Source organism: Thauera sp. 63 (assembly GCF_000310165.2).
Classification (GTDB): domain Bacteria; phylum Pseudomonadota; class Gammaproteobacteria; order Burkholderiales; family Rhodocyclaceae; genus Thauera; species Thauera humireducens.
Window position 1 is genome coordinate 30,784 of record NZ_AMXC01000017.1, and the last position, 18,747, is coordinate 49,530.

The following is an 18,747-nucleotide window of genomic DNA, read 5'->3' on the forward strand; positions in this document are numbered from 1 at the left end:
TTTATATTTGTACGAACGTTTGTAGCGCGCTATGGTCCTTCTGAGGTCGATTCGGCCTCGTTCCCAAGGAGGAGCCATGAAGAAGAAACTCACCGCGTTCGCGGCAACGTTCGCCCTGATCGGCACGCTGGGCGCCACGCCCGTCCACGCGCAGCAGCAGTTCGTGACCATCGGTACCGGAGGCGTCACCGGCGTGTATTACGCGGCGGGCGGCGCGATCTGCCGCCTGGTGAACAAGGACCGCGCCCAGCATGGCGTGCGCTGTTCGGTGGAGAGCACCGGGGGCTCGGTCTACAACGTCAACACGATCAAGGCCGGCGAGCTCGATTTCGGCGTCGCGCAATCCGACGTCCAGTACAACGCCGTGAAGGGCGAGGCGCAGTTCAAGGATGGGGGCCCGGTCGGCGACCTGCGCGCGGTGTTCGCGCTGCACCCCGAGCCCCTCACCATCCTCGCGCGCAAGGAAGTCGGTGCGACGAAGATGGAGGACTTCAAGGGCAAGCGCTTCAACGTCGGCAATCCGGGATCGGGCCAGCGCGCGACGATGGAGATGTTGCTGCCGGCCCTGGGAATGAGCCGTGCCGACTTCTCGCTGGCGTCCGAGCTGCGGCCGGACGAGCATGGTGCCGCGCTGTGCGACAACAAGATCGACGGCTTCGCCTACACCGTCGGCCATCCGGCAGCGAACATCCAGGATCCGACCACGACCTGCGGCGCGAAGCTGGTGCCGCTGACCGGCGCAGGCGTCGAGCAGCTGATCGCGCAGTATCCCTATTTCGCGCACGCCACGGTGCCGGGCGGCCTGTATGCCAACAACCCGGAGCCGACGCCCACCTTCGGCGTCGTGGCCACCTTCGTCACTTCGGCGCGCGTCGCCGACGACATGGTCTACACGCTGGTGAAGGCCGTGTTCGACAACTTCGAGGAGTTCAGGAAGCTGCACCCGGCCTTCGCCAACCTCGAACCGCAGCAGATGATCAAGGAAGGCCTGTCGGCGCCGCTGCACGAGGGCGCGGTGAGGTACTACAAGGAGAAGGGCTGGATGTAAGCCCGTCGGATGCGGTCTGCGGAGCGGGCTGCACGGATTGCATCGGGACGGCGGCGGGCCACAGGCTTCCGCCGTCTCGCGCTTTGGCGGGCACGCTTCGCGGTCGGTACGGATGAGCCTGCGTGCGTAACGCGCTACCCTTACCGTTTGGCGTGTTGAAGCCCGAAGAACAATTCCCCGGGGAGTCGTGATGAATTACGAAACCATCCTGTACGAGCTGCGCGACGGCATCGCCGAGATCCGGCTGAACCGTCCGCAGCGTCTCAATGCCGTCACCCAGCAGCTGTACGACGAACTCAACGACGCGCTCACCCGCGCCGAGGCCGAGCGCGATGCGCGCGTCGTGCTCATCACCGGCGAAGGCCGCGCCTTCTGCGTCGGCGCAGACCTCAAGGAACACAAGGTCGGGCGTACCGCCTTCGACCGCCGTCAGTACCTGAAGGGCGAACAGGACGTCTGCCATCGCCTGCTGCACCTGAACAAGCCGGTCATCGCCGCGGTGAATGGCTTCGCACTGGGCGCCGGGGCGGAGGTCGCGATCGCCTCCGACTTCGTGCTGATGGCCGAGAGCGCGCAGATCGGCCTGCCGGAGGTGTCGATCGGGACCTTCCTCGGTGGCGGCGTGACCTGGCTGCTGCCCCGCCTGGTGGGGCTGGCCAAGGCGCGCGAGCTGGTCTTCCTCGGCGAGCGCATCAAGGGCGAGGAGGCGGTGCGCATCGGCCTGGCCACCCGCGTGTTCGCCGACGAGGGCTTCCTCGATGCGGCGCGCGAGTTCGCGCGCAAGCTGGCGGGCAAGGCGCCGTTCTCGATGGAACTGGCGAAGAAGCAGCTCAACCTGTCGGCCGAGCGCACGCTGGATGCCTGCCTGACCGCCGAACTGGAAGGCATGATGTTCGTCGGCACGACGCGCGACTGGCAGGAAGGCGTCGATGCCTTTGCCGAGAAGCGCGCGCCGGTCTTCAAGGGGGAATGACATGACTGCAGACAGTACCGAATCCATACCGGCCAGCCACAAGAGCCCGCTGCACGACTTCCTCGCGCCCGACTCGATCGCGATCATCGGCGCCTCCGCCGACCCCACCAAGCGCGGCTACAAGGCCATGGTCGGCCTCATCAAGGGCAACTACCGCGGCCGGATCTATCCGCTCAACCCCAAGGTACCCGAGATCCTCGGCGTGCCCACCTACGCTTCGCTCGACGACATCCCCGGCCCGGTTGATCTGGCGCTGATCTGCACGCCGGCCGCGACCCTGCCCGGCCTGATGGCGGACTGCGGACGCAAGGGCGTGAAAGGCGCGGTGATCCTCGCCAGCGGCTTCCGCGAGACCGGCGCCGAGGGCGCCAGGCTCGAGCAGCAGGTGCTGGATGCCGCGCGTGCCGGCGGCGTGCGCATCATCGGCCCCAATACCTCGGGCATGTTCAACCTGCACAAGAACGTGAACCTGCTCGACCTGCGCAACGTCAAGCCGGGCGACATCGGCTTCATCTCGCAGTCGGGCAACATGCTGCTGGCGCTGGTGCTGGAGGCCGAGCACAACGGCCACGTCGGCTTCTCGACCTACGTCGGCCCCGGCAACCAGACCGACATCGGCTTCAACGACTACCTGCGCTACCTCGGCGAGGATGAGCACACCCGTGTTGCCACGCTGTACGTCGAGGGTTTCCGCGACGGCCAGCGCTTCCTGCGGGCGGCACGCGAGATCACGCCGGTGAAGCCGGTGGTGGTCTACAAGTCGGGCGCGACGGAGCTCGGCAAGAAGGCGGCCAGCTCGCATACCGGTGCGCTGGCCGGCAGCTACGAGATGACGGTCGATGTGCTGAAACAGGTGGGCGTCAGCGTGGTGCGCCATTCCGACCAGATCCTGCCGGTGGCCGAAGGTCTGGCGCTGATGCAGCAGGCGCGCGGCAAGCGCGTGGCGGTGATCGCCGACGGCGGCGGCCAGGCCACGATCACCTCGGACCGCCTGTCCGACGCCGGGCTGGAACTGGCGACCCTGTCGGAAGCGACCCGCAAGCGCCTGGCAGACATCCTGTTCGCGCAGGCCTCGCTGGCGAACCCGATCGACGTCGCCGGCACGTCGGATGCCGATCCCGAGGTGCTGGCACGCTGCATGGAGATCGTGGCCGAGGACGACAGCGTCGACGCGGTCTTTCTCGTCGGCATGTTCGGCGGCTACCACACGCGCTTCGCCGAGTCCCTGCTGGGCGGCGAGATGCGCGCGGCCGAGGCAATGATCGAACTCGCCCGCCGCTGCGGCAAGCCGCTGGTCATCTACAGCCTGTACGCGCCGGTCAAGCCGCCGGCGCTGCGTCGCCTGCACGAGGCCGGGCTGCCGGTCTATGCGTCGATCGAGCACGCGGTGAAGGTGCTGCAGGCCCTGGCCGAGCGCGGGCTCTACCTGCAGCGCCAGCACGGCCTGCCGCTGCAGGAGAGCGTGGCGCCGCGCGAGGACATGCTGGCGATGTTCGCCCGCGCCCAGAACGAAGGCCGCGACCTGTACGAGTTCGAGGCCAAGAGCCTGCTGCGCGCCCATGGCGTGGCGGTGGCCGAGGAATTCGTCGCCCATAATGCGGACGAGCTGGCGGCGGCTGCGGCGAAGTTTGGCGAGCAGCCGGTGGCGATGAAGGTGGTGTCGAAGGACATCCTGCACAAGTCTGACGCCGGCGGGGTCAAGCTCAATCTCGTCGGCGAGGCGGCGCTGCGCACGGCCTTCGATCAGATCATGACGAGCTGCCGGGCCTACGATGCCAATGCCGACATCCGCGGCGTGCTGGTGACGCCGATGGCGCGCAAGGGCGCCGAGGTCATCGTCGGCGTGGTGCGCGACCCGATCTTCGGTCCGGTGCTGATGTTCGGCCTGGGGGGCATCTTCGTCGAGATCCTGGAAGACGTCGCCTTCCGCGCGATTCCGCTGTCGCGCTTCGATGCCGAGGCCATGGTCGATCAGTTGAAGGGCCGCAAGATCCTCGCCGGCGTGCGCGGCGAGGCCGCGGTGGACAAGGCCGCGCTGGTCGAGTTGCTGCTGAAGGTGTCGAGCATCGTCAGCGCCTACCCGCAGCTGTCCGAACTCGATCTGAACCCGGTGATCGCGTATCCCGACGGCCTCGCCGTCGTCGATGCGCGCATCATCATCAACCGCGCCATGATGAGCGTCTAGGAGACCGCCCGATGAACCCTTCCCTGCCTCACCTCACCGACGCCCTGCTGACGCTCGATGAGCGCGTCGCCACGCTGACCTTCAACCGCGACGACCTGCGCAACGCGCTGACCGGCTCGGCGCTGATCGACGACATCTGCACCGTGGCCGACTGGGTGAACCGCTGCGATGACGTATCGGTGCTGGTGATGACCGGCGCCGGCGCGGCCTTCTCCTCCGGCGGCAACGTCAAGGACATGGCCGAACGCGGCGGCGACTTCGCCGGCGACGTGGCCGAGGTCGCCACCCGCTACCGCCGCGGCATCCAGCGCATCCCGCTGGCGCTGCAGGCGGTGGAGGTGCCGGTCATCGCCGCGGTCAATGGTCCGGCGATCGGCGCCGGCTTCGACCTCGCCAACATGGCCGACATCCGCATCGCCTCGACCAGGGCGAAGTTCGGCGAGACCTTCCTCAACCTCGGCATCATCCCCGGCGACGGCGGTGCCTGGTTCATGCAGCGCCTGATCGGTTACCAGCAGGCTTTCGAGCTGACGCTGTCGGGCCGCATCGTCGGCGCCGAGGAGGCAAAGACGCTGGGGATCGTGCTCGAGGTGGTCGAGCCGGACGCGTTGCTGCCGCGCGCCCAGGCCATGGCCGCCCGCTTTGCCGCCCAGCCGCCCAAGGCCCTGCGCCTGACCAAGCGCCTGATGAAGATGGCGCAGCGCACCGAGCTGAAGGATTTCCTCGACCTCTGCGCCGCCTTCCAGGGCATGTGCCACAACGAGCCGGAGCACCTCGAGGCGGTGCAGCGCATGCTGGCGGCGCAGAAGCGCTGATCTGCCGTTGCCGCCGCAGCGCTGCGGCGGCAATCGAATGAAACGCATAAACCACTGTTTGAAATGTGAAATTCCGTGAAACATCGGGGCGGAGCACTAGTCGTCCGGGTGTCGAACGCGTAGAATCCCGCCCCTTGTTCACGCATTGCAGCACGGAGCGCGCCATGCTCTACCCCACCCGTTTCGATGTCATCGTGGTCGGCGGCGGTCACGCCGGGACCGAGGCCGCGCTCGCCGCGGCGCGCATGGGCGCGGCCACGCTGCTGCTCACCCACAACATCGAGACGCTCGGTGCGATGAGCTGCAATCCCTCGATCGGCGGCATCGGCAAGGGCCATCTGGTCAAGGAGGTCGATGCGCTCGGCGGCGCGATGGCGGCAGCCACCGACGAGGGCGGCATCCAGTTCCGCATCCTCAACGCTTCCAAGGGGCCGGCGGTGCGCGCCACCCGCGCCCAGGCCGACCGCGTGCTGTACAAGGCGGCGATCCGCCGCCGGCTGGAGAACCAGCCCAATCTGTGGCTGTTCCAGCAGGCGGTGGACGACCTCACCGTGGTCGGTGACCGCGTCACCGGCGTGGTCACCCAGATCGGCCTGCGCTTCGAGGCGCCGGCGGTGGTGCTGACCGCCGGCACCTTCCTCAACGGCCTGGTGCACGTGGGGATGCAGCACTATTCAGCAGGGCGTGCGGGCGATCCGCCGGCGATCTCGCTCGGCGCGCGGCTGAAGGAACTGAAGCTGCCGCAGGGCCGGCTCAAGACCGGCACGCCGCCGCGGCTGGACGCGCGCACCATCGACTTCTCGGTGATGAGCATCCAGCCGGGTGACGATCCGGTGCCGGTGTTCAGCTTCCTCGGCCGTCCCGGGCAGCATCCGCGCCAGCTGCCGTGCTGGATGACCAGCACCAATGAGCGCACCCACGACGTGATCCGCGCCAACCTCGACCGCTCGCCGATGTATTCGGGCGTGATCGAGGGCGTGGGGCCGCGCTACTGCCCGTCGATCGAGGACAAGATCCACCGCTTCGCCGACAAGGACAGCCACAACATCTTCCTCGAGCCGGAAGGGCTGGAAACGCACGAGATCTACCCTAACGGCATCTCGACCTCGCTGCCCTTCGATGTCCAGCTCGCGATCGTGCGCAGCATCCGCGGCCTCGAGAACGCTCACATCCTGCGCCCCGGCTACGCGATCGAGTACGACTACTTCGACCCGCGCAATCTCAAGTCCTCGCTGGAGACGAAGTCGATCGGCGGGCTGTTCTTCGCTGGCCAGATCAACGGCACCACCGGCTACGAGGAGGCCGCCGCGCAAGGGCTGCTCGCCGGCGCCAACGCTGCGCTGCAGGTGCAGGGCCGCGCGCCCTGGTGTCCGCGCCGCGACGAGGCCTACCTCGGCGTGCTGGTGGACGACCTGATCACCCGTGGCGTGTCCGAGCCCTACCGCATGTTCACCTCGCGCGCCGAGTACCGCCTGTCGCTGCGCGAGGACAACGCGGACCTGCGCCTGACCGAGAAGGGCCGCGAGCTGGGCCTGGTCGACGACGCCCGCTGGGCCGCCTTCTGCGCCAAGCGCGAGGCGATCGAGCGCGGCACTGCGCAGTTGAAGGCGGCGTGGGCGCGGCCCGAGGCGATTCCTGCCGAGGATCAGCAGCGCGTGCTGGGCAAGGCGCTGGAGCGCGAGCAGCGCTACTTCGAGCTGCTGCGCCGGCCCGAGACGAACTATGCATCGCTGATGAGCCTGCCCGGCGCGCCGGACGAACGCGAGACCGATGCGCAGGTGATCGAGCAGATCGAGATCGCCGCCAAGTACCAGGGCTACATCGACCGTCAGCAGGAGGAAGTCGCCAAGCAGGCGCAGGCCGAGGCCACCCGCCTGCCGGCCGGGCTCGACTACGCCCAGGTGCGCGGCCTGTCCAAGGAAGTGCAGCAGAAGCTGAACCTGCACAAGCCGGAGACCATCGGCCAGGCCGGTCGCATCCAGGGCGTAACCCCGGCGGCCATCTCGCTGCTGCTGGTGTGGCTCAAGCGCCGCGACCTGGCGGCCCGGGCGGGCGGCGCGGCGAGCGATGAGGTGGTGCGGAGGCCGGCGGCATGAGCGGACGTCTGCAAGCCTACGCGGGCCAGCTGGCCGAGGGCATCGCCGCGCTCGGTCTTGCCCTGCCGCAGGAAACCGTCGATCGCCTGCTCGCCTTCGGCGAACTGCTGCTGAAGTGGAACAAGGTCTACAACCTTACCGCGATCCGCAATCCGCAGGAGGTGATCACCCACCACCTGCTCGACTCGCTGGCGGTGCTGCCGCATCTTGGCGCGGTGAGCCGGCTGGCCGACATCGGCTCCGGCGGTGGTCTGCCCGGCGTGGTACTGGCCATCGTGCATCCCGGGCTGATCGTCACCTCGATCGAGACCGTGGGCAAGAAGGCGAGCTTCCAGCAGCAGGCGAAGATCGAACTCGGCCTGGGCAACTTCGGCGTGATCAACAAGCGCGTCGAGCAGGTGCAGGCCGACGCCCTGCCCGGCGGCGCGGCGGACGGCGTGATCTCGCGCGCCTTCTCCAGCCTGGCGGATTTCGTGAACCTGTCCGGCCACCTCGTTGCAGAGGGCGGCGCGCTGTACGCGATGAAGGGCGTCAATCCGGTCGACGAGATCGCCGGACTGCCCGCGGGCTGGCGCGTCACGGAGACCCATGCGCTGGCCGTGCCGGACCTGGGCGCCGAGCGTCATCTGCTCGTCATCCAGCGCGCGTGACACTGCGCGGGGGTGACGATGGGCGTCACTCCGGCTGATGCACTGCCGCATTGAAGTACACTCCGGGTTTCGCGCGATGCGCGCGATCCTTGCAAATGGAATAGCCTGATTCGACCATGGCCAAGATTTTCTGCGTTGCCAACCAGAAGGGCGGGGTGGGCAAGACCACCACCTGCGTCAACCTCGCCGCCGCGCTGCAGCAGGCCGGGCAGCGCACCTTGCTGATCGATCTCGACCCGCAGGGCAATGCGACGATGGGCAGCGGCATCGACAAGCGCAGCCTGAAGAGCTCGATCTACCACCTGCTGGTCGGTCTGGTCGATCTGGCCGGGGTGCGCGTCACCTCGCCGACCGGCGGCTACGACGTACTGCCCGCCAACCGCGACCTGGCCGGCGCCGAGGTCGAACTGGTGAACCTCGACCAGCGCGAGAAGCGCCTGCGCAACGCGCTGGCCGCCTTCGATGCCGATTACGACTTCGTCCTCATCGACTGCCCGCCCTCGCTGTCGATGCTGACGCTCAACGGTCTGTGCTGCGCCAACGGCGTGATCATCCCGATGCAGTGCGAGTACTACGCGCTCGAGGGCCTGTCCGACCTGGTGAACACCATCAAGAAGGTGCATGCCAACCTCAATCGCGACCTCAAGATCATCGGCCTGCTGCGCGTGATGTTCGACCCGCGCGTGACCCTGCAGCAACAGGTCTCGGCGCAACTCGAGGGCCATTTCGGCGACAAGGTGTTCCGCGCCATCGTGCCGCGCAACGTGCGCCTGGCCGAGGCGCCCAGCCACGGCATCCCGGGCGTGGTGTTCGATAAGGCCGCCAAGGGTGCGCAGGCCTACATGGCCTTCGCCCACGAGATGATCGAGCGCGCCAAGACCTTCTGAATTCGGACAAGACCATGAACAAACCCAGACTCAAGGGCCTCGGCCGCGGACTCGATGCGCTGCTGGCCGCCAACCAGGAAGACGAAGCCGAGAAGGGCGAGCTGCAGATGCTGCCCACGATCGCGCTGCAGCCCGGCAAGTACCAGCCGCGCACGCGCATGGACCCGGGCTCGCTGGAGGAGCTCGCCGCCTCGATCAAGGCGCAGGGCATCATGCAGCCGATCATGGTGCGCCCGGTGGGCGAGGACGCCTACGAGATCATCGCCGGCGAGCGCCGCTGGCGCGCGTCGCAGATCGCCGGTCTGGCCGAAGTGCCCTGCCTGGTGCGTGACATCCCCGACGAAGCCGCGCTGGCGATGTCGCTGATCGAGAACATCCAGCGCGAAGACCTGAATCCGCTCGAGGAAGCCAGCGGCATCCAGCGCCTGATCGACGAGTTCGAGATGACCCACCAGCAGGCGGCCGACGCCGTCGGCCGTTCGCGCCCGGCCGCGTCCAACCTGCTGCGCCTGCTGAACCTGGCCAAACCGGTGCAGGAACTGCTGATGGCGGGTGACATCGACATGGGTCACGCCCGTGCGCTGCTGCCGCTGGATGGCGCGAGCCAGATCCAGCTTGCCAATCAGGTCGCGGCCAAGCAGTTGTCGGTGCGCGACACCGAGCGCCTCGTGCAGCAACTGCTGAATCCGCGGCAGAAGAAGCCCGCACCGCAGCCCGACCGCGACCTGCTGCGGCTGGAGGAGGAGATCGCGGACGCCATCGGGGCCTCGGTGAAGATCAAGGCGAACAAGAAGGGCGCTGGCGAGGTCTCGATCCGCTTCGGCAGCCTGGACCAGCTCGACGGCCTGCTCGGCCGGCTGCGCTAGTCGTCCAGCCGCGAGGCGCGCCGCGCCGCCTCCACGCCGCGGGCTTCGTCGATGCCGGCGAGCGGCAGGAGCGCGGCGGCGAACAGGACGATGCAGAACAGCACCGCGCCCTGCAGCCCGAACGCCCACTGCAGCATCCCGACGCCGAAGATGCCGAAGATAGCGGCCAGCTTGCTGGTCAGGCCCCAGTAGCCGAACAGTTCGGCTGCGCGGGTCTCCGGCGAGAACATGCCCACCAGCGCTCGCCCCACGGATTGGCTCGAGCCCAGGCTGAGGCCGGACAGCAGTCCGGCAAACAGGAACACCTGCTCCTCGCGCAAGGAGAGGGCCAATGCCCGGTTGAGCAGCGCCGTCAGTTCGCCGACGAAATAGATCGCCAGGATGGCCCCGATCCACAGCACCAGCGTCAGCGCATAGGTGAGTCGCCCGCCGAGGCGGGACTGCAGCGCGCCGAACGCCAGGGCGCCGATCAGGGCGGTGATCTGCACCACGACGAACATCAGCGCGCGCGTGTCCTCGCTCCAGCCGATGACCTGGGCGCCGTAGATGAACGAGAAGGCGACGATGACGTAGACCCCCGCCATCGCGAACAGGATCGACATGAACAGGCGGCGCAGGTCGGGGTGATCGGGGAGGGTGCGCAGCGTCGTGGCGACGCGCCTGTAGGCGATGCGGACCAGCTCGCCGTTGAAATGGCGGCGATCCCCGACCGCGGGCTCGCGCACCCAGAGGAAGGTCGGGATCGCGGCGAGCAGGAAGAAGGCGGCGGCAAACGGGCCGACCCAGCGGATGCGCCCGAAGTTGTCCGCGGCCACCTCGCCGAGGAACACGAGCACGAAGCCGGCGGAAACCAGTCCGCCGGCATAGCCCAGCGCCCAGCCCAGTCCCGAGATCCGTCCCAGCTCATCGGCCTCGCCGAGGAATGGCAGGAAGCTGGCGATGAAGGATTCGCCGGCGGAGTAGGCCGCATTCGAAACCACGATCAGGATGAACCCGAGCCAGACATGGCCCGGGCCGACGAAGTAGAGCAGCGCGGTACTCGCCACCGTGAGCACGTAGCTGGCGAAGAGCATGCGTTTCTTCGCCCGCCCGCCGTCCATTGCCGCCCCCAGCAGCGGCGCGGCAACGACCACCAGGGCGTAACTCAGGCACAGCGCCGCGCTCCAGAGCAGGTTCCCCAGGCGGTAATCCGGCGCATCGCCGACGACAAGCCGCGTATAGACGTCGCCGAACACGACCGTCACGATCACGAGCGTGTAGGCCTGGTTCGCGAAGTCGAACATGCTCCAGCCGAGGATTTCCCGGCGCGTGGCCTTGCGCGTCTTGATCATGCTTCTTCGATGAGAGTTGCGGGCGTGCCGGCACGCCGGTGCGGAGCGGCCCGTCGGGCCTCGTCCGGGGCACGCCCAGTCAGTGAGTTGCATAAGATACACGACGGCTAGGAGGCCGATTGCTGCAATGCAACTGAAGTTTGACTTTGCTGGGGATAACCCCTAGTATTCGCGGGATTTTTGGGCGGTCGCCAGCTTCAGCGACGAACTGGCGCGACAACCGATGCTTAAAGCCGTTCTACTGCAGTTGGGCGCGACGATCCTCGCGGTGGTGATTTCCGCCGCTCTCTTCGGGATGCGGGGCGCGGTCTCTGCCGCAGGGGGCGGCTTGGCGTGCGTGTTGCCAAGCTGGATGTTCGCCATGCGCCTTGCCGCGATCACGCGCAAGGCCGGTACGGCGAGCGTGGCCGCTTTCGTCGCAGGCGAACTCCTCAAGGTCGCCTCGATCGTGGGATTGTTGGTGCTGGTTTGGGTCCTTTATCCGGCGCTCCACTGGGGTGCGATGCTGATCGGCCTGATTCTGGCACTTAAAGCGAATTTGTTTGCATTTTTGGTGAAGACCTGATCATGGCTGGAAACGCTCCCACCGCATCCGAGTACGTAATTCACCACCTCGGACACTTCAACAACACTGGGCATCCCCAGGAAAGCATCGTCGATTGGAGCGTCATCAATATCGACTCGATGTTCTTCTCGATCCTGCTGGGTCTGCTCACCGTATTCATTCTTGCGCTTGCCGCCCGCAAGGCGACCTCGGGCGTTCCCGGGCGCTTCCAGGGCATCGTCGAGCTGCTCGTCGAAATGGTGGCCGACCAGGCCAAGGGCATCGTGCATAGCGCCGAGTCGCGCCGTTTCGTCGCGCCGCTCGCGCTCACGGTCTTCGTCTGGATCTTCCTGATGAACGCGATGGACTTGCTGCCGGTCGATCTGATTCCGATGATCTGGACCGGCATCTATTCCGCCGCCGGTGGTGACCCCGCCCATGCCTACATGCGCGTCGTGGCGACTGCCGACCTTTCCGCCGCGCTGGGCCTGTCGATCGGCGTGCTGCTGCTGTGCCTTTACTACAACGTCAAGATCAAGGGCGTTTCGGGTTGGGTGCACGAACTCTTCACCGCGCCGTTCGGCAGCCATCCGCTGCTGTACCCGGTGAACTTCGCGATGCAGATCATCGAGTTCCTCGCCAAGACCGTGTCGCACGGCATGCGACTGTTCGGCAACATGTATGCTGGCGAACTCGTGTTCATCCTGATCGCGCTGCTGGGCGGTACCGCCACCGTGTTCGGCTTCGTCGGTCATGTGGTCGCCGGCACCATCTGGGCGATCTTCCACATCCTGATCATCACGCTGCAGGCCTTCATTTTCATGATGCTGACCCTGGTGTACGTCGGTCAGGCGCACGAAAGCCACTAAGTTTCAGTTTCATCTTCAAAGCAGTACTGGTTTTTTAAACTCACCTTCCCCACTAAGGAGTTGTCATGGAAAACGTTCTGGGTTTTGTTGCTCTGGCTGCTGGTCTGATCATCGGTCTGGGCGCCATCGGTGCTTGTATCGGTATCGGCATCATGGGTTCCAAGTACCTCGAAGCGTCCGCTCGTCAGCCTGAGCTGATGAACGCCCTGCAGACCAAGATGTTCCTGCTGGCCGGCCTGATCGACGCCGCGTTCCTGATCGGTGTCGGTATCGCCATGATGTTCGCCTTCGCCAACCCGTTCCAGCTCTGATCGGTTCGAGTTCATCCTTTTTTGAACCAACCTGAGGGCCAAGAACCGTGAATTTGAACGCAACTCTGATAGCCCAGCTCGTTGTGTTCTTCATTCTGGCGTGGTTCACGATGAAATTCGTGTGGCCGCCCATCGTGAAGGCACTGGACGAGCGTGCGAAGAAAATCGCCGACGGGCTGGCAGCTGCGGACAAGGCCAAGGCTGATCTGGCACTCGCCGAGAAGAAGGTCGTCGAGGAACTGCGCAAGGCCCGCGAATCCGCGGGTGATGTGCGGTCCTCTGCTGAAAAGCAGGCGAGCCAGCTGATCGACGAAGCCCGCGCCGAAGCCAGCCGCATCATCGCGGCCGCCCGTGAAGCCGCCGAGGCCGAAGCCGGTGTAGCCGCACAGCGCGCCAAGGAAGCTCTGCGCGACCAGGTCGCCAATCTGGCTGTTGCTGGTGCCGAGAAGATTCTGCGCCGTGAAATCAACGCCCAGGTGCACGGCGAACTGCTTGCCAACCTGAAACAGGAACTGCAATAAGTCATGGCCGAGAACGTCACCATCGCGCGCCCCTATGCGGATGCCGCCTTCGAGCTGGCTCGCGGGGCAGGTGCGCTGGGGCCTTGGTCGGAAGCACTGGATCGGCTCGCCGCACTGGCGGCCGATTCCACCATGCGGGCCTGCATTTCCGATCCCAAGCTCACCGCCGGCCAGCTCGTGCAGCTGGTGCTGGATGTGGCTGGGACCCTGTCCGCAGAACAGCAGAATTTCGTCCGTGTCCTCGTGGATAACGAACGCCTGCAGGTGCTTCCCGAGATCCGTGACCTGTTCGTTGCACTGAAGAACGAACACGAAGGTGTCCTCGAGGCGGAAATCGCCTCTGCCTTCCCCCTCGACGATGCAACGCTGACCTCGCTCAAGGCTGACCTCGAAGCGCGCTTCAAGGCCAAACTGAATGTCCAGGTCCACATCGACCCTGCCCTCATCGGCGGGGTTCGCATCGCCGTCGGCGACGAAGTCATCGACGCCTCGGTCCGCGGCAAGCTCGCGAACATGGCCGCTGCGCTAAAGAACTAGGAGCATAAAAACTATGCAACTCAACCCCTCTGAAATCAGTGATCTGATTAAGAGCCGGATCCAGAACCTGCAGCTCGCCGCCACGTCGCGTAACGAGGGCACGGTGGTTTCCGTCACCGACGGCATCACCCGCATTCACGGCCTGACCGATGTGATGCAGGGCGAAATGCTGGAATTCCCCGGCAATACCTTCGGCATGGCGCTCAACCTCGAGCGTGATTCCGTCGGCGCCGTGGTGCTCGGCGAGTACGAGCACATCACCGAAGGCGACACCGTCAAGGCCACCGGCCGCATTCTCGAAGTGCCCGTCGGCCCCGAGCTGGTTGGTCGCGTCGTCAACGCGCTGGGTCAGCCGATCGACGGCAAGGGCCCGATCAACGCCAAGCTGACCGACAAGATCGAAAAGGTCGCGCCGGGCGTCATCGCCCGTCAGTCCGTTTCGCAGCCGGTGCAGACCGGCCTGAAGTCGGTCGACTCGATGGTGCCGATCGGCCGCGGCCAGCGCGAGCTGATCATCGGCGACCGCCAGACCGGCAAGACCGCCGTGGCCGTCGACGCGATCATCAACCAGAAGGGCCAGGACATGTACTGCGTGTACGTGGCCATCGGCCAGAAGGCCTCGACCGTCGCCAACGTCGTGCGCAAGCTGGAAGAAAACGGCGCGATGGAGTACACCATCGTCGTCGCCGCCACCGCATCGGAATCGGCCGCCATGCAGTACCTGGCCGCCTACGCTGGCTGCACCATGGGCGAGTACTTCCGCGACCGTGGCATGGATGCGCTGATTGTTTATGACGATCTGACCAAGCAGGCCTGGGCTTACCGCCAGGTTTCGCTGCTGCTGCGCCGTCCGCCGGGCCGTGAAGCTTACCCGGGTGACGTGTTCTACCTGCACTCCCGTCTGCTCGAGCGCGCCGCGCGCGTGAACGCCGACTACGTCGAGAAGTTCACCAACGGTGAAGTCAAGGGCAAGACCGGTTCGCTGACCGCCCTGCCGATCATCGAGACCCAGGCCGGCGACGTGTCCGCGTTCGTTCCGACCAACGTGATCTCGATTACCGACGGCCAGATCTTCCTGGAAACCGACCTCTTCAACGCCGGTATCCGTCCCGCGATCAACGCCGGTATCTCGGTGTCCCGCGTCGGTGGTGCTGCGCAGACCAAGGTCGTCAAGAAGCTGTCCGGCGGTATCCGTACCGACCTCGCGCAGTATCGCGAACTCGCCGCATTCGCCCAGTTCGCTTCCGATCTGGACGACGCGACCCGCAAGCAGCTCGAGCGTGGTCGTCGCGTGACCGAACTGATGAAGCAGGCGCAGTACTCGCCGATGTCGATCGCCGATATGGCCATCGTGCTTTACGCGGTGAACAACGGCTACTTCGATGATGTCGACGTCGCCCGCGTGCTGCCGTTCGAAGCCGCGCTGCTGCAATTCGTCAAGACCAAGCAGGCCGATCTGGTCTCCTCGATCCTGAGCAAGAAGGAACTGGACGCCGACGGCGAAAAGACCCTGGCTGCCGCGATCGCCGAGTTCAAGAAGAGCTGGGCTTAAGGCCGGCGAGGGAGACGGAATATGGCTAGCGGTAAGGAAATCCGTACCAAGATCAAGAGCGTGCAAAACACGCGCAAGATCACGAAGGCCATGGAGATGGTGGCTGCATCCAAGATGCGCAAGGCGCAGGACCGGATGCGTGCCGCCCGCCCCTTTGCCGAGAAGATCCGCCGACTCGCCGCGAACCTGTCCCAGGCCAATGTGACCGACTACAAGCACCCGTTCCTGGTCCATAAGGACCAGGTCAAGCGGGTGGGGCTGATCCTGGTGACCACCGACAAGGGTTTGTGCGGTGGCCTCAACACCAACGTCCAGCGTATCGCGCTCAACGCGATGAAGGACTGGGAGTCCTCGGGCGTGACCGAGATCCGTGCCTGCGCCATCGGCAACAAGGGTCTGGGCTTCATGCAGCGCATGGGCGCCAAGGTGGTGTCGAACGTCACGCAGTTGGGTGACACGCCGCACCTGGAGAAGCTGATCGGTCCGGTCAAGGTCATGCTCGATGCGTTCCAGAACGACGAGCTCGACGCGGTTTACGTGGCTTACACCCGCTTCATCAATACGATGAAGCAGGAGCCGGTGCTCGAACAGTTGTTGCCCCTGACCGGTGACCAGCTCGGTACGCCCGAGAGCTCGTGGGATTACCTCTACGAGCCTGATCCGCAGGTCGTCATCGACGAGTTGCTGGTGCGCTACGTCGAGGCACTGGTGTACCAGGCAGTGGCCGAGAACATGGCATCCGAACAGAGCGCGCGCATGGTGGCAATGAAGGCCGCTTCCGACAATGCCAAGAACGTGATTGGCGAACTGCAGCTGGTCTACAACAAGACCCGCCAGGCCGCGATCACGAAGGAGCTGTCGGAAATCGTCGGCGGCGCCGCCGCGGTGTAACGGATTATTGATTTAAGGATATGACGATGAGTCAAGGTACGATCGTTCAGTGCATCGGCGCCGTGGTGGACATTCAGTTCCCGCGCGACTCGATGCCCAAGGTGTATGACGCCCTGAAGCTCGAGGACGCTGCCGACTCCTTCGCCGAAGCTGGCCTGACCTTCGAGGTCCAGCAGCAGCTCGGCGACGGCGTGGTGCGTACCATTGCGATGGGTTCTTCCGACGGCCTGCGCCGTGGCATGAAGGTGAGCAACACCGGCAAGCAGATTTCGGTTCCCGTCGGCATGGGTACCCTGGGCCGCATCATGGACGTGCTGGGTCGCCCGATCGACGACGCCGGCCCGATCGAAACCGACGAACTGCGCGCCATTCACCAGAAGGCGCCGAAGTTCGACGAGCTGTCGCCGTCGGTGGAACTGCTCGAAACCGGCATCAAGGTTATCGACCTGATCTGCCCGTTCGCCAAGGGCGGCAAGGTGGGCCTGTTCGGTGGCGCCGGCGTGGGCAAGACCGTGAACATGATGGAACTGATCAACAACATCGCGAAGCAGCACTCCGGTCTGTCGGTGTTTGCTGGCGTGGGTGAGCGTACTCGTGAGGGTAACGACTTCTACCACGAGATGAAGGACTCCAACGTTCTCGACAAGGTCGCGATGGTGTTCGGTCAGATGAACGAGCCCCCGGGCAACCGTCTGCGCGTGGCGCTGACCGGCCTGACCATGGCCGAGCGCTTCCGTGACGAAGGCCGCGACATCCTGTTCTTCGTCGATAACATCTACCGCTACACCCTGGCCGGTACCGAAGTGTCCGCGCTGCTGGGTCGTATGCCTTCCGCGGTGGGTTATCAGCCGACGCTGGCCGAGGAAATGGGCCGTCTGCAGGAGCGCATCACCTCCACCAAGGTCGGCTCGATCACCTCGATCCAGGCCGTGTATGTGCCGGCGGATGACTTGACCGACCCGTCGCCCGCGACCACCTTCCTGCACCTTGACTCCACCGTCGTGCTGTCGCGTGACATCGCCGCGCTGGGTATCTACCCCGCCGTCGATCCGCTCGACTCCACCTCGCGCCAGCTCGATCCGCTGGTTGTGGGCGAAGAGCACTACAACGTGGCGCGTCAGGTTCAGATGACGCTGCAGAAGTACAAGGAACTGCGTGACATCATCGCGATTCTGGGTATGGACGAACTGTCGCCGGAAGACAAGCTCGCCGTGGCCCGTGCGCGTAAGATCCAGCGCTTCCTGTCGCAGCCCTTCCACGTTGCAGAAGTGTTCACCGGCTCGCCCGGCAAGTACGTCTCGCTGAAGGACACCATCGCCGGCTTCAAGATGATCGTCAGCGGCGAACTGGACAACCTGCCGGAACAGGCCTTCTACATGGTCGGCAACATCGACGAGGCCATCGAGAAGGCGAAGAAGCTGCAGTAATTCGTCCGCCCGCGCGGCGCTTCGGTGCCGCGCGGATTTGAAAAGGAAACAACATGGCTATGACGGTTCATGTCGACATCGTCAGCGCGGAAGAGCAGATCTTTTCCGGGCTGGCAGAATTTGTCGCGCTGCCTGGCGAGGCGGGTGAACTCGGCATTCTGCCCGGCCACATGCCGCTGATGACCCGGATCAAACCGGGTGCGGTGCGGGTCAAGGTTCCGAATCAGGCGGAAGAAGAGCTTGTTTTCGTTGCCGGTGGTTTGCTCGAGGTTCAGCCGGGTCTGGTGACGGTGCTTGCCGACACCGCGATCCGCGGCAAGGATCTGGACGAAGCGAAGGCGCTGGAAGCCAAGAAGAAAGCCGAAGAGGCGATGGCGAACCAGACCGCGCGTCTGGACTATGCCAAGGCCCAGGCCGAGCTCATGGAAGCAGTGGCACAACTCGCTGCGATCGAGCGCCTGCGCAAGCGCGGCCACTGATCGCGTCTCCGCTCCGTCGATCGATGGAGCAGGAAGAAAAAAGCAGCTCTCCGGAGCTGCTTTTTTTTGCTTCGGTGTTTGGCCTGTCCGACTCGGATGGCGTGCCGGTCAGCGCCGCCCCTCGAGGCGGGACACCCGCTTGTCGAGCCGGCCGAGCGCGTCGCGCAGTGCGATGACGTCCTGCGACAGTTCGGCAAGCGCATTGCGCGGAACGAGCAGCGGGGACTCTTCGGTGAGGTACTCGGCCAGGTTGCCGCTCGCGCGTTCGAGCGACCGCCGACCCTCGCCGACCAGGTGCTTGCTACCTCCGACCAGGCGATGGGCGGCAATGTCGCCGAACACGCGCGACAGGTCCTCTTCCGCATCCCAGCGCAGGTGGCGGAACACGAAACCCAGAGCGTCGGCGAACTCCGCATTGCCTTCGATGCGTACATGGCGCATTGCCGTCTCGAGGCCATCGACCAGGAGCCTGGGCAGATCGACTGCCGCGAGCCGCAACAGCACTTCGGGCGCGTCCTCGCCCGACCAGGCCGCAAGATAGCCTTCCGCGGAAACCGAAAAGTCGAGTTCCGCGAGCGGTGCAATCGCCAGGCGCGCGGTACGTCCGGCGTGCGGCTGCAGGCGGGTGCGCGCCCAGCCCGATTGCGACAACAGGTGATTGGTAGCGGAAAGGAAAGCGCTGGACAGCATGGTGTCTGAGCCGGGAAAGGTACGAAAAGGCGGTGCTGAAAACAAAACGGGGAGGCCCTTGGGCCTCCCCGTCGA

19 protein-coding genes are annotated in these 18,747 nt (G+C 65.5%); 17 read left to right on the top strand and 2 right to left on the bottom strand.

Annotated elements, in window-relative coordinates; all coding sequences use genetic code 11:
• The first annotated feature begins 76 nt into the window (after window positions 1-76).
• From C664_RS13800 to C664_RS13835, 8 genes are all read left to right on the top strand, one after another.
• The gene (locus tag C664_RS13800; RefSeq protein WP_004261839.1) at window positions 77-1,048 is read left to right on the top strand and encodes a TAXI family TRAP transporter solute-binding subunit; all 972 of its coding nucleotides are present in this window, start codon (window positions 77-79) and stop codon (window positions 1,046-1,048) included.
• Between the two features lie 190 nt (window positions 1,049-1,238).
• Complete coding sequence (locus C664_RS13805; RefSeq protein WP_004261841.1) at window positions 1,239-2,021, top strand: enoyl-CoA hydratase/isomerase family protein; 783 nt, start codon at window positions 1,239-1,241, stop codon at window positions 2,019-2,021.
• Window position 2,022: 1 nt separating this feature from the next.
• A complete protein-coding gene (locus C664_RS13810) occupies window positions 2,023-4,206 on the top strand; it encodes an acetate--CoA ligase family protein (RefSeq protein WP_004261843.1) in 2,184 nt (727 codons plus the stop codon).
• Between the two features lie 11 nt (window positions 4,207-4,217).
• Window positions 4,218-5,021 (top strand): enoyl-CoA hydratase-related protein, encoded by an 804-nt coding sequence (locus C664_RS13815; protein ID WP_004261846.1) that lies wholly within the window; start codon window positions 4,218-4,220, stop codon window positions 5,019-5,021.
• Between the two features lie 164 nt (window positions 5,022-5,185).
• Window positions 5,186-7,117 carry a tRNA uridine-5-carboxymethylaminomethyl(34) synthesis enzyme MnmG gene (gene mnmG / locus C664_RS13820; protein WP_004261848.1) on the top strand — a complete coding sequence of 644 codons (1,932 nt, stop codon included), beginning with the start codon at window positions 5,186-5,188 and terminating at the stop codon, window positions 7,115-7,117.
• Entirely contained in the window at window positions 7,114-7,767 is a 654-nt protein-coding gene (gene rsmG / locus C664_RS13825; RefSeq protein WP_004261852.1) for a 16S rRNA (guanine(527)-N(7))-methyltransferase RsmG, read from the top strand. The genes mnmG and rsmG overlap by 4 nt, the downstream gene beginning before the upstream one ends.
• Before the next feature lie 116 nt (window positions 7,768-7,883).
• Entirely contained in the window at window positions 7,884-8,654 is a 771-nt protein-coding gene (locus C664_RS13830; RefSeq protein ID WP_004261854.1) for a ParA family protein, read from the top strand.
• A 14-nt stretch (window positions 8,655-8,668) separates the two neighbouring features.
• Window positions 8,669-9,520 (top strand): ParB/RepB/Spo0J family partition protein, encoded by an 852-nt coding sequence (locus C664_RS13835; RefSeq protein ID WP_004261856.1) that lies wholly within the window; start codon window positions 8,669-8,671, stop codon window positions 9,518-9,520.
• Here the strand turns inward: C664_RS13835 and C664_RS13840 are convergent.
• On the bottom strand, window positions 9,517-10,851 hold the full coding sequence (locus C664_RS13840; protein ID WP_004261857.1) for an MFS transporter: 1,335 nt from the start codon (window positions 10,849-10,851) through the stop codon (window positions 9,517-9,519). The two genes, C664_RS13835 and C664_RS13840, sit on opposite strands and share 4 nt — an antisense overlap.
• 223 nt (window positions 10,852-11,074) lie before the next feature.
• On the opposite strand from C664_RS13840, the gene C664_RS13845 reads away from it, so the two are divergent.
• The 9 genes from C664_RS13845 (at window position 11,075) to C664_RS13885 (ending at window position 17,982) form a co-directional block, all read left to right on the top strand.
• Window positions 11,075-11,416, top strand: coding sequence for an ATP synthase subunit I (locus tag C664_RS13845; RefSeq protein ID WP_004261858.1), 342 nt, complete (start codon window positions 11,075-11,077; stop codon window positions 11,414-11,416).
• A 2-nt stretch (window positions 11,417-11,418) separates the two neighbouring features.
• Window positions 11,419-12,264 (top strand): F0F1 ATP synthase subunit A, encoded by an 846-nt coding sequence (atpB, locus tag C664_RS13850; protein ID WP_004261859.1) that lies wholly within the window; start codon window positions 11,419-11,421, stop codon window positions 12,262-12,264.
• A gap of 65 nt (window positions 12,265-12,329) precedes the next feature.
• The gene (atpE, locus tag C664_RS13855; protein WP_002925444.1) at window positions 12,330-12,575 is read left to right on the top strand and encodes a F0F1 ATP synthase subunit C; all 246 of its coding nucleotides are present in this window, start codon (window positions 12,330-12,332) and stop codon (window positions 12,573-12,575) included.
• Window positions 12,576-12,622: 47 nt separating this feature from the next.
• Entirely contained in the window at window positions 12,623-13,096 is a 474-nt protein-coding gene (locus C664_RS13860) for a F0F1 ATP synthase subunit B (protein ID WP_038011884.1), read from the top strand.
• Between the two features lie 3 nt (window positions 13,097-13,099).
• Window positions 13,100-13,633: a F0F1 ATP synthase subunit delta gene (locus C664_RS13865; protein WP_004261862.1), complete on the top strand. Its 534-nt coding sequence runs from the start codon at window positions 13,100-13,102 to the stop codon at window positions 13,631-13,633.
• 13 nt (window positions 13,634-13,646) lie between these two features.
• Window positions 13,647-15,185 carry a F0F1 ATP synthase subunit alpha gene (gene atpA, locus C664_RS13870; protein ID WP_004261865.1) on the top strand — a complete coding sequence of 513 codons (1,539 nt, stop codon included), beginning with the start codon at window positions 13,647-13,649 and terminating at the stop codon, window positions 15,183-15,185.
• A gap of 21 nt (window positions 15,186-15,206) precedes the next feature.
• Window positions 15,207-16,076, top strand: coding sequence for a F0F1 ATP synthase subunit gamma (atpG, locus tag C664_RS13875; protein ID WP_004261869.1), 870 nt, complete (start codon window positions 15,207-15,209; stop codon window positions 16,074-16,076).
• Between the two features lie 26 nt (window positions 16,077-16,102).
• Window positions 16,103-17,503 carry a F0F1 ATP synthase subunit beta gene (gene atpD / locus C664_RS13880; RefSeq protein ID WP_004261872.1) on the top strand — a complete coding sequence of 467 codons (1,401 nt, stop codon included), beginning with the start codon at window positions 16,103-16,105 and terminating at the stop codon, window positions 17,501-17,503.
• Between the two features lie 53 nt (window positions 17,504-17,556).
• Window positions 17,557-17,982 (top strand): F0F1 ATP synthase subunit epsilon, encoded by a 426-nt coding sequence (locus C664_RS13885; protein ID WP_004261883.1) that lies wholly within the window; start codon window positions 17,557-17,559, stop codon window positions 17,980-17,982.
• 108 nt (window positions 17,983-18,090) lie between these two features.
• On the opposite strand, the gene C664_RS13890 is transcribed toward C664_RS13885, so the two are convergent.
• Window positions 18,091-18,672 carry a ubiquinone biosynthesis accessory factor UbiJ gene (locus C664_RS13890; RefSeq protein WP_004261887.1) on the bottom strand — a complete coding sequence of 194 codons (582 nt, stop codon included), beginning with the start codon at window positions 18,670-18,672 and terminating at the stop codon, window positions 18,091-18,093.
• Window positions 18,673-18,747: the final 75 nt, after the last annotated feature.

Coding starts and splice junctions, on each gene's coding strand:
- atpG (WP_004261869.1), top strand. CDS start 15,207: ATGGCTAGCGGTAAGGAAATCCGTACCAAGATCAAGAGCGTGCAAAAC.
- C664_RS13830 (WP_004261854.1), top strand. CDS start 7,884: ATGGCCAAGATTTTCTGCGTTGCCAACCAGAAGGGCGGGGTGGGCAAG.
- C664_RS13865 (WP_004261862.1), top strand. CDS start 13,100: ATGGCCGAGAACGTCACCATCGCGCGCCCCTATGCGGATGCCGCCTTC.
- atpB (WP_004261859.1), top strand. CDS start 11,419: ATGGCTGGAAACGCTCCCACCGCATCCGAGTACGTAATTCACCACCTC.
- atpE (WP_002925444.1), top strand. CDS start 12,330: ATGGAAAACGTTCTGGGTTTTGTTGCTCTGGCTGCTGGTCTGATCATC.
- C664_RS13815 (WP_004261846.1), top strand. CDS start 4,218: ATGAACCCTTCCCTGCCTCACCTCACCGACGCCCTGCTGACGCTCGAT.
- C664_RS13890 (WP_004261887.1), bottom strand. CDS start 18,672: ATGCTGTCCAGCGCTTTCCTTTCCGCTACCAATCACCTGTTGTCGCAA.
- C664_RS13835 (WP_004261856.1), top strand. CDS start 8,669: ATGAACAAACCCAGACTCAAGGGCCTCGGCCGCGGACTCGATGCGCTG.
- C664_RS13800 (WP_004261839.1), top strand. CDS start 77: ATGAAGAAGAAACTCACCGCGTTCGCGGCAACGTTCGCCCTGATCGGC.
- C664_RS13810 (WP_004261843.1), top strand. CDS start 2,023: ATGACTGCAGACAGTACCGAATCCATACCGGCCAGCCACAAGAGCCCG.
- C664_RS13840 (WP_004261857.1), bottom strand. CDS start 10,851: ATGATCAAGACGCGCAAGGCCACGCGCCGGGAAATCCTCGGCTGGAGC.
- atpA (WP_004261865.1), top strand. CDS start 13,647: ATGCAACTCAACCCCTCTGAAATCAGTGATCTGATTAAGAGCCGGATC.
- C664_RS13885 (WP_004261883.1), top strand. CDS start 17,557: ATGGCTATGACGGTTCATGTCGACATCGTCAGCGCGGAAGAGCAGATC.
- mnmG (WP_004261848.1), top strand. CDS start 5,186: ATGCTCTACCCCACCCGTTTCGATGTCATCGTGGTCGGCGGCGGTCAC.
- C664_RS13845 (WP_004261858.1), top strand. CDS start 11,075: ATGCTTAAAGCCGTTCTACTGCAGTTGGGCGCGACGATCCTCGCGGTG.
- rsmG (WP_004261852.1), top strand. CDS start 7,114: ATGAGCGGACGTCTGCAAGCCTACGCGGGCCAGCTGGCCGAGGGCATC.
- C664_RS13805 (WP_004261841.1), top strand. CDS start 1,239: ATGAATTACGAAACCATCCTGTACGAGCTGCGCGACGGCATCGCCGAG.
- atpD (WP_004261872.1), top strand. CDS start 16,103: ATGAGTCAAGGTACGATCGTTCAGTGCATCGGCGCCGTGGTGGACATT.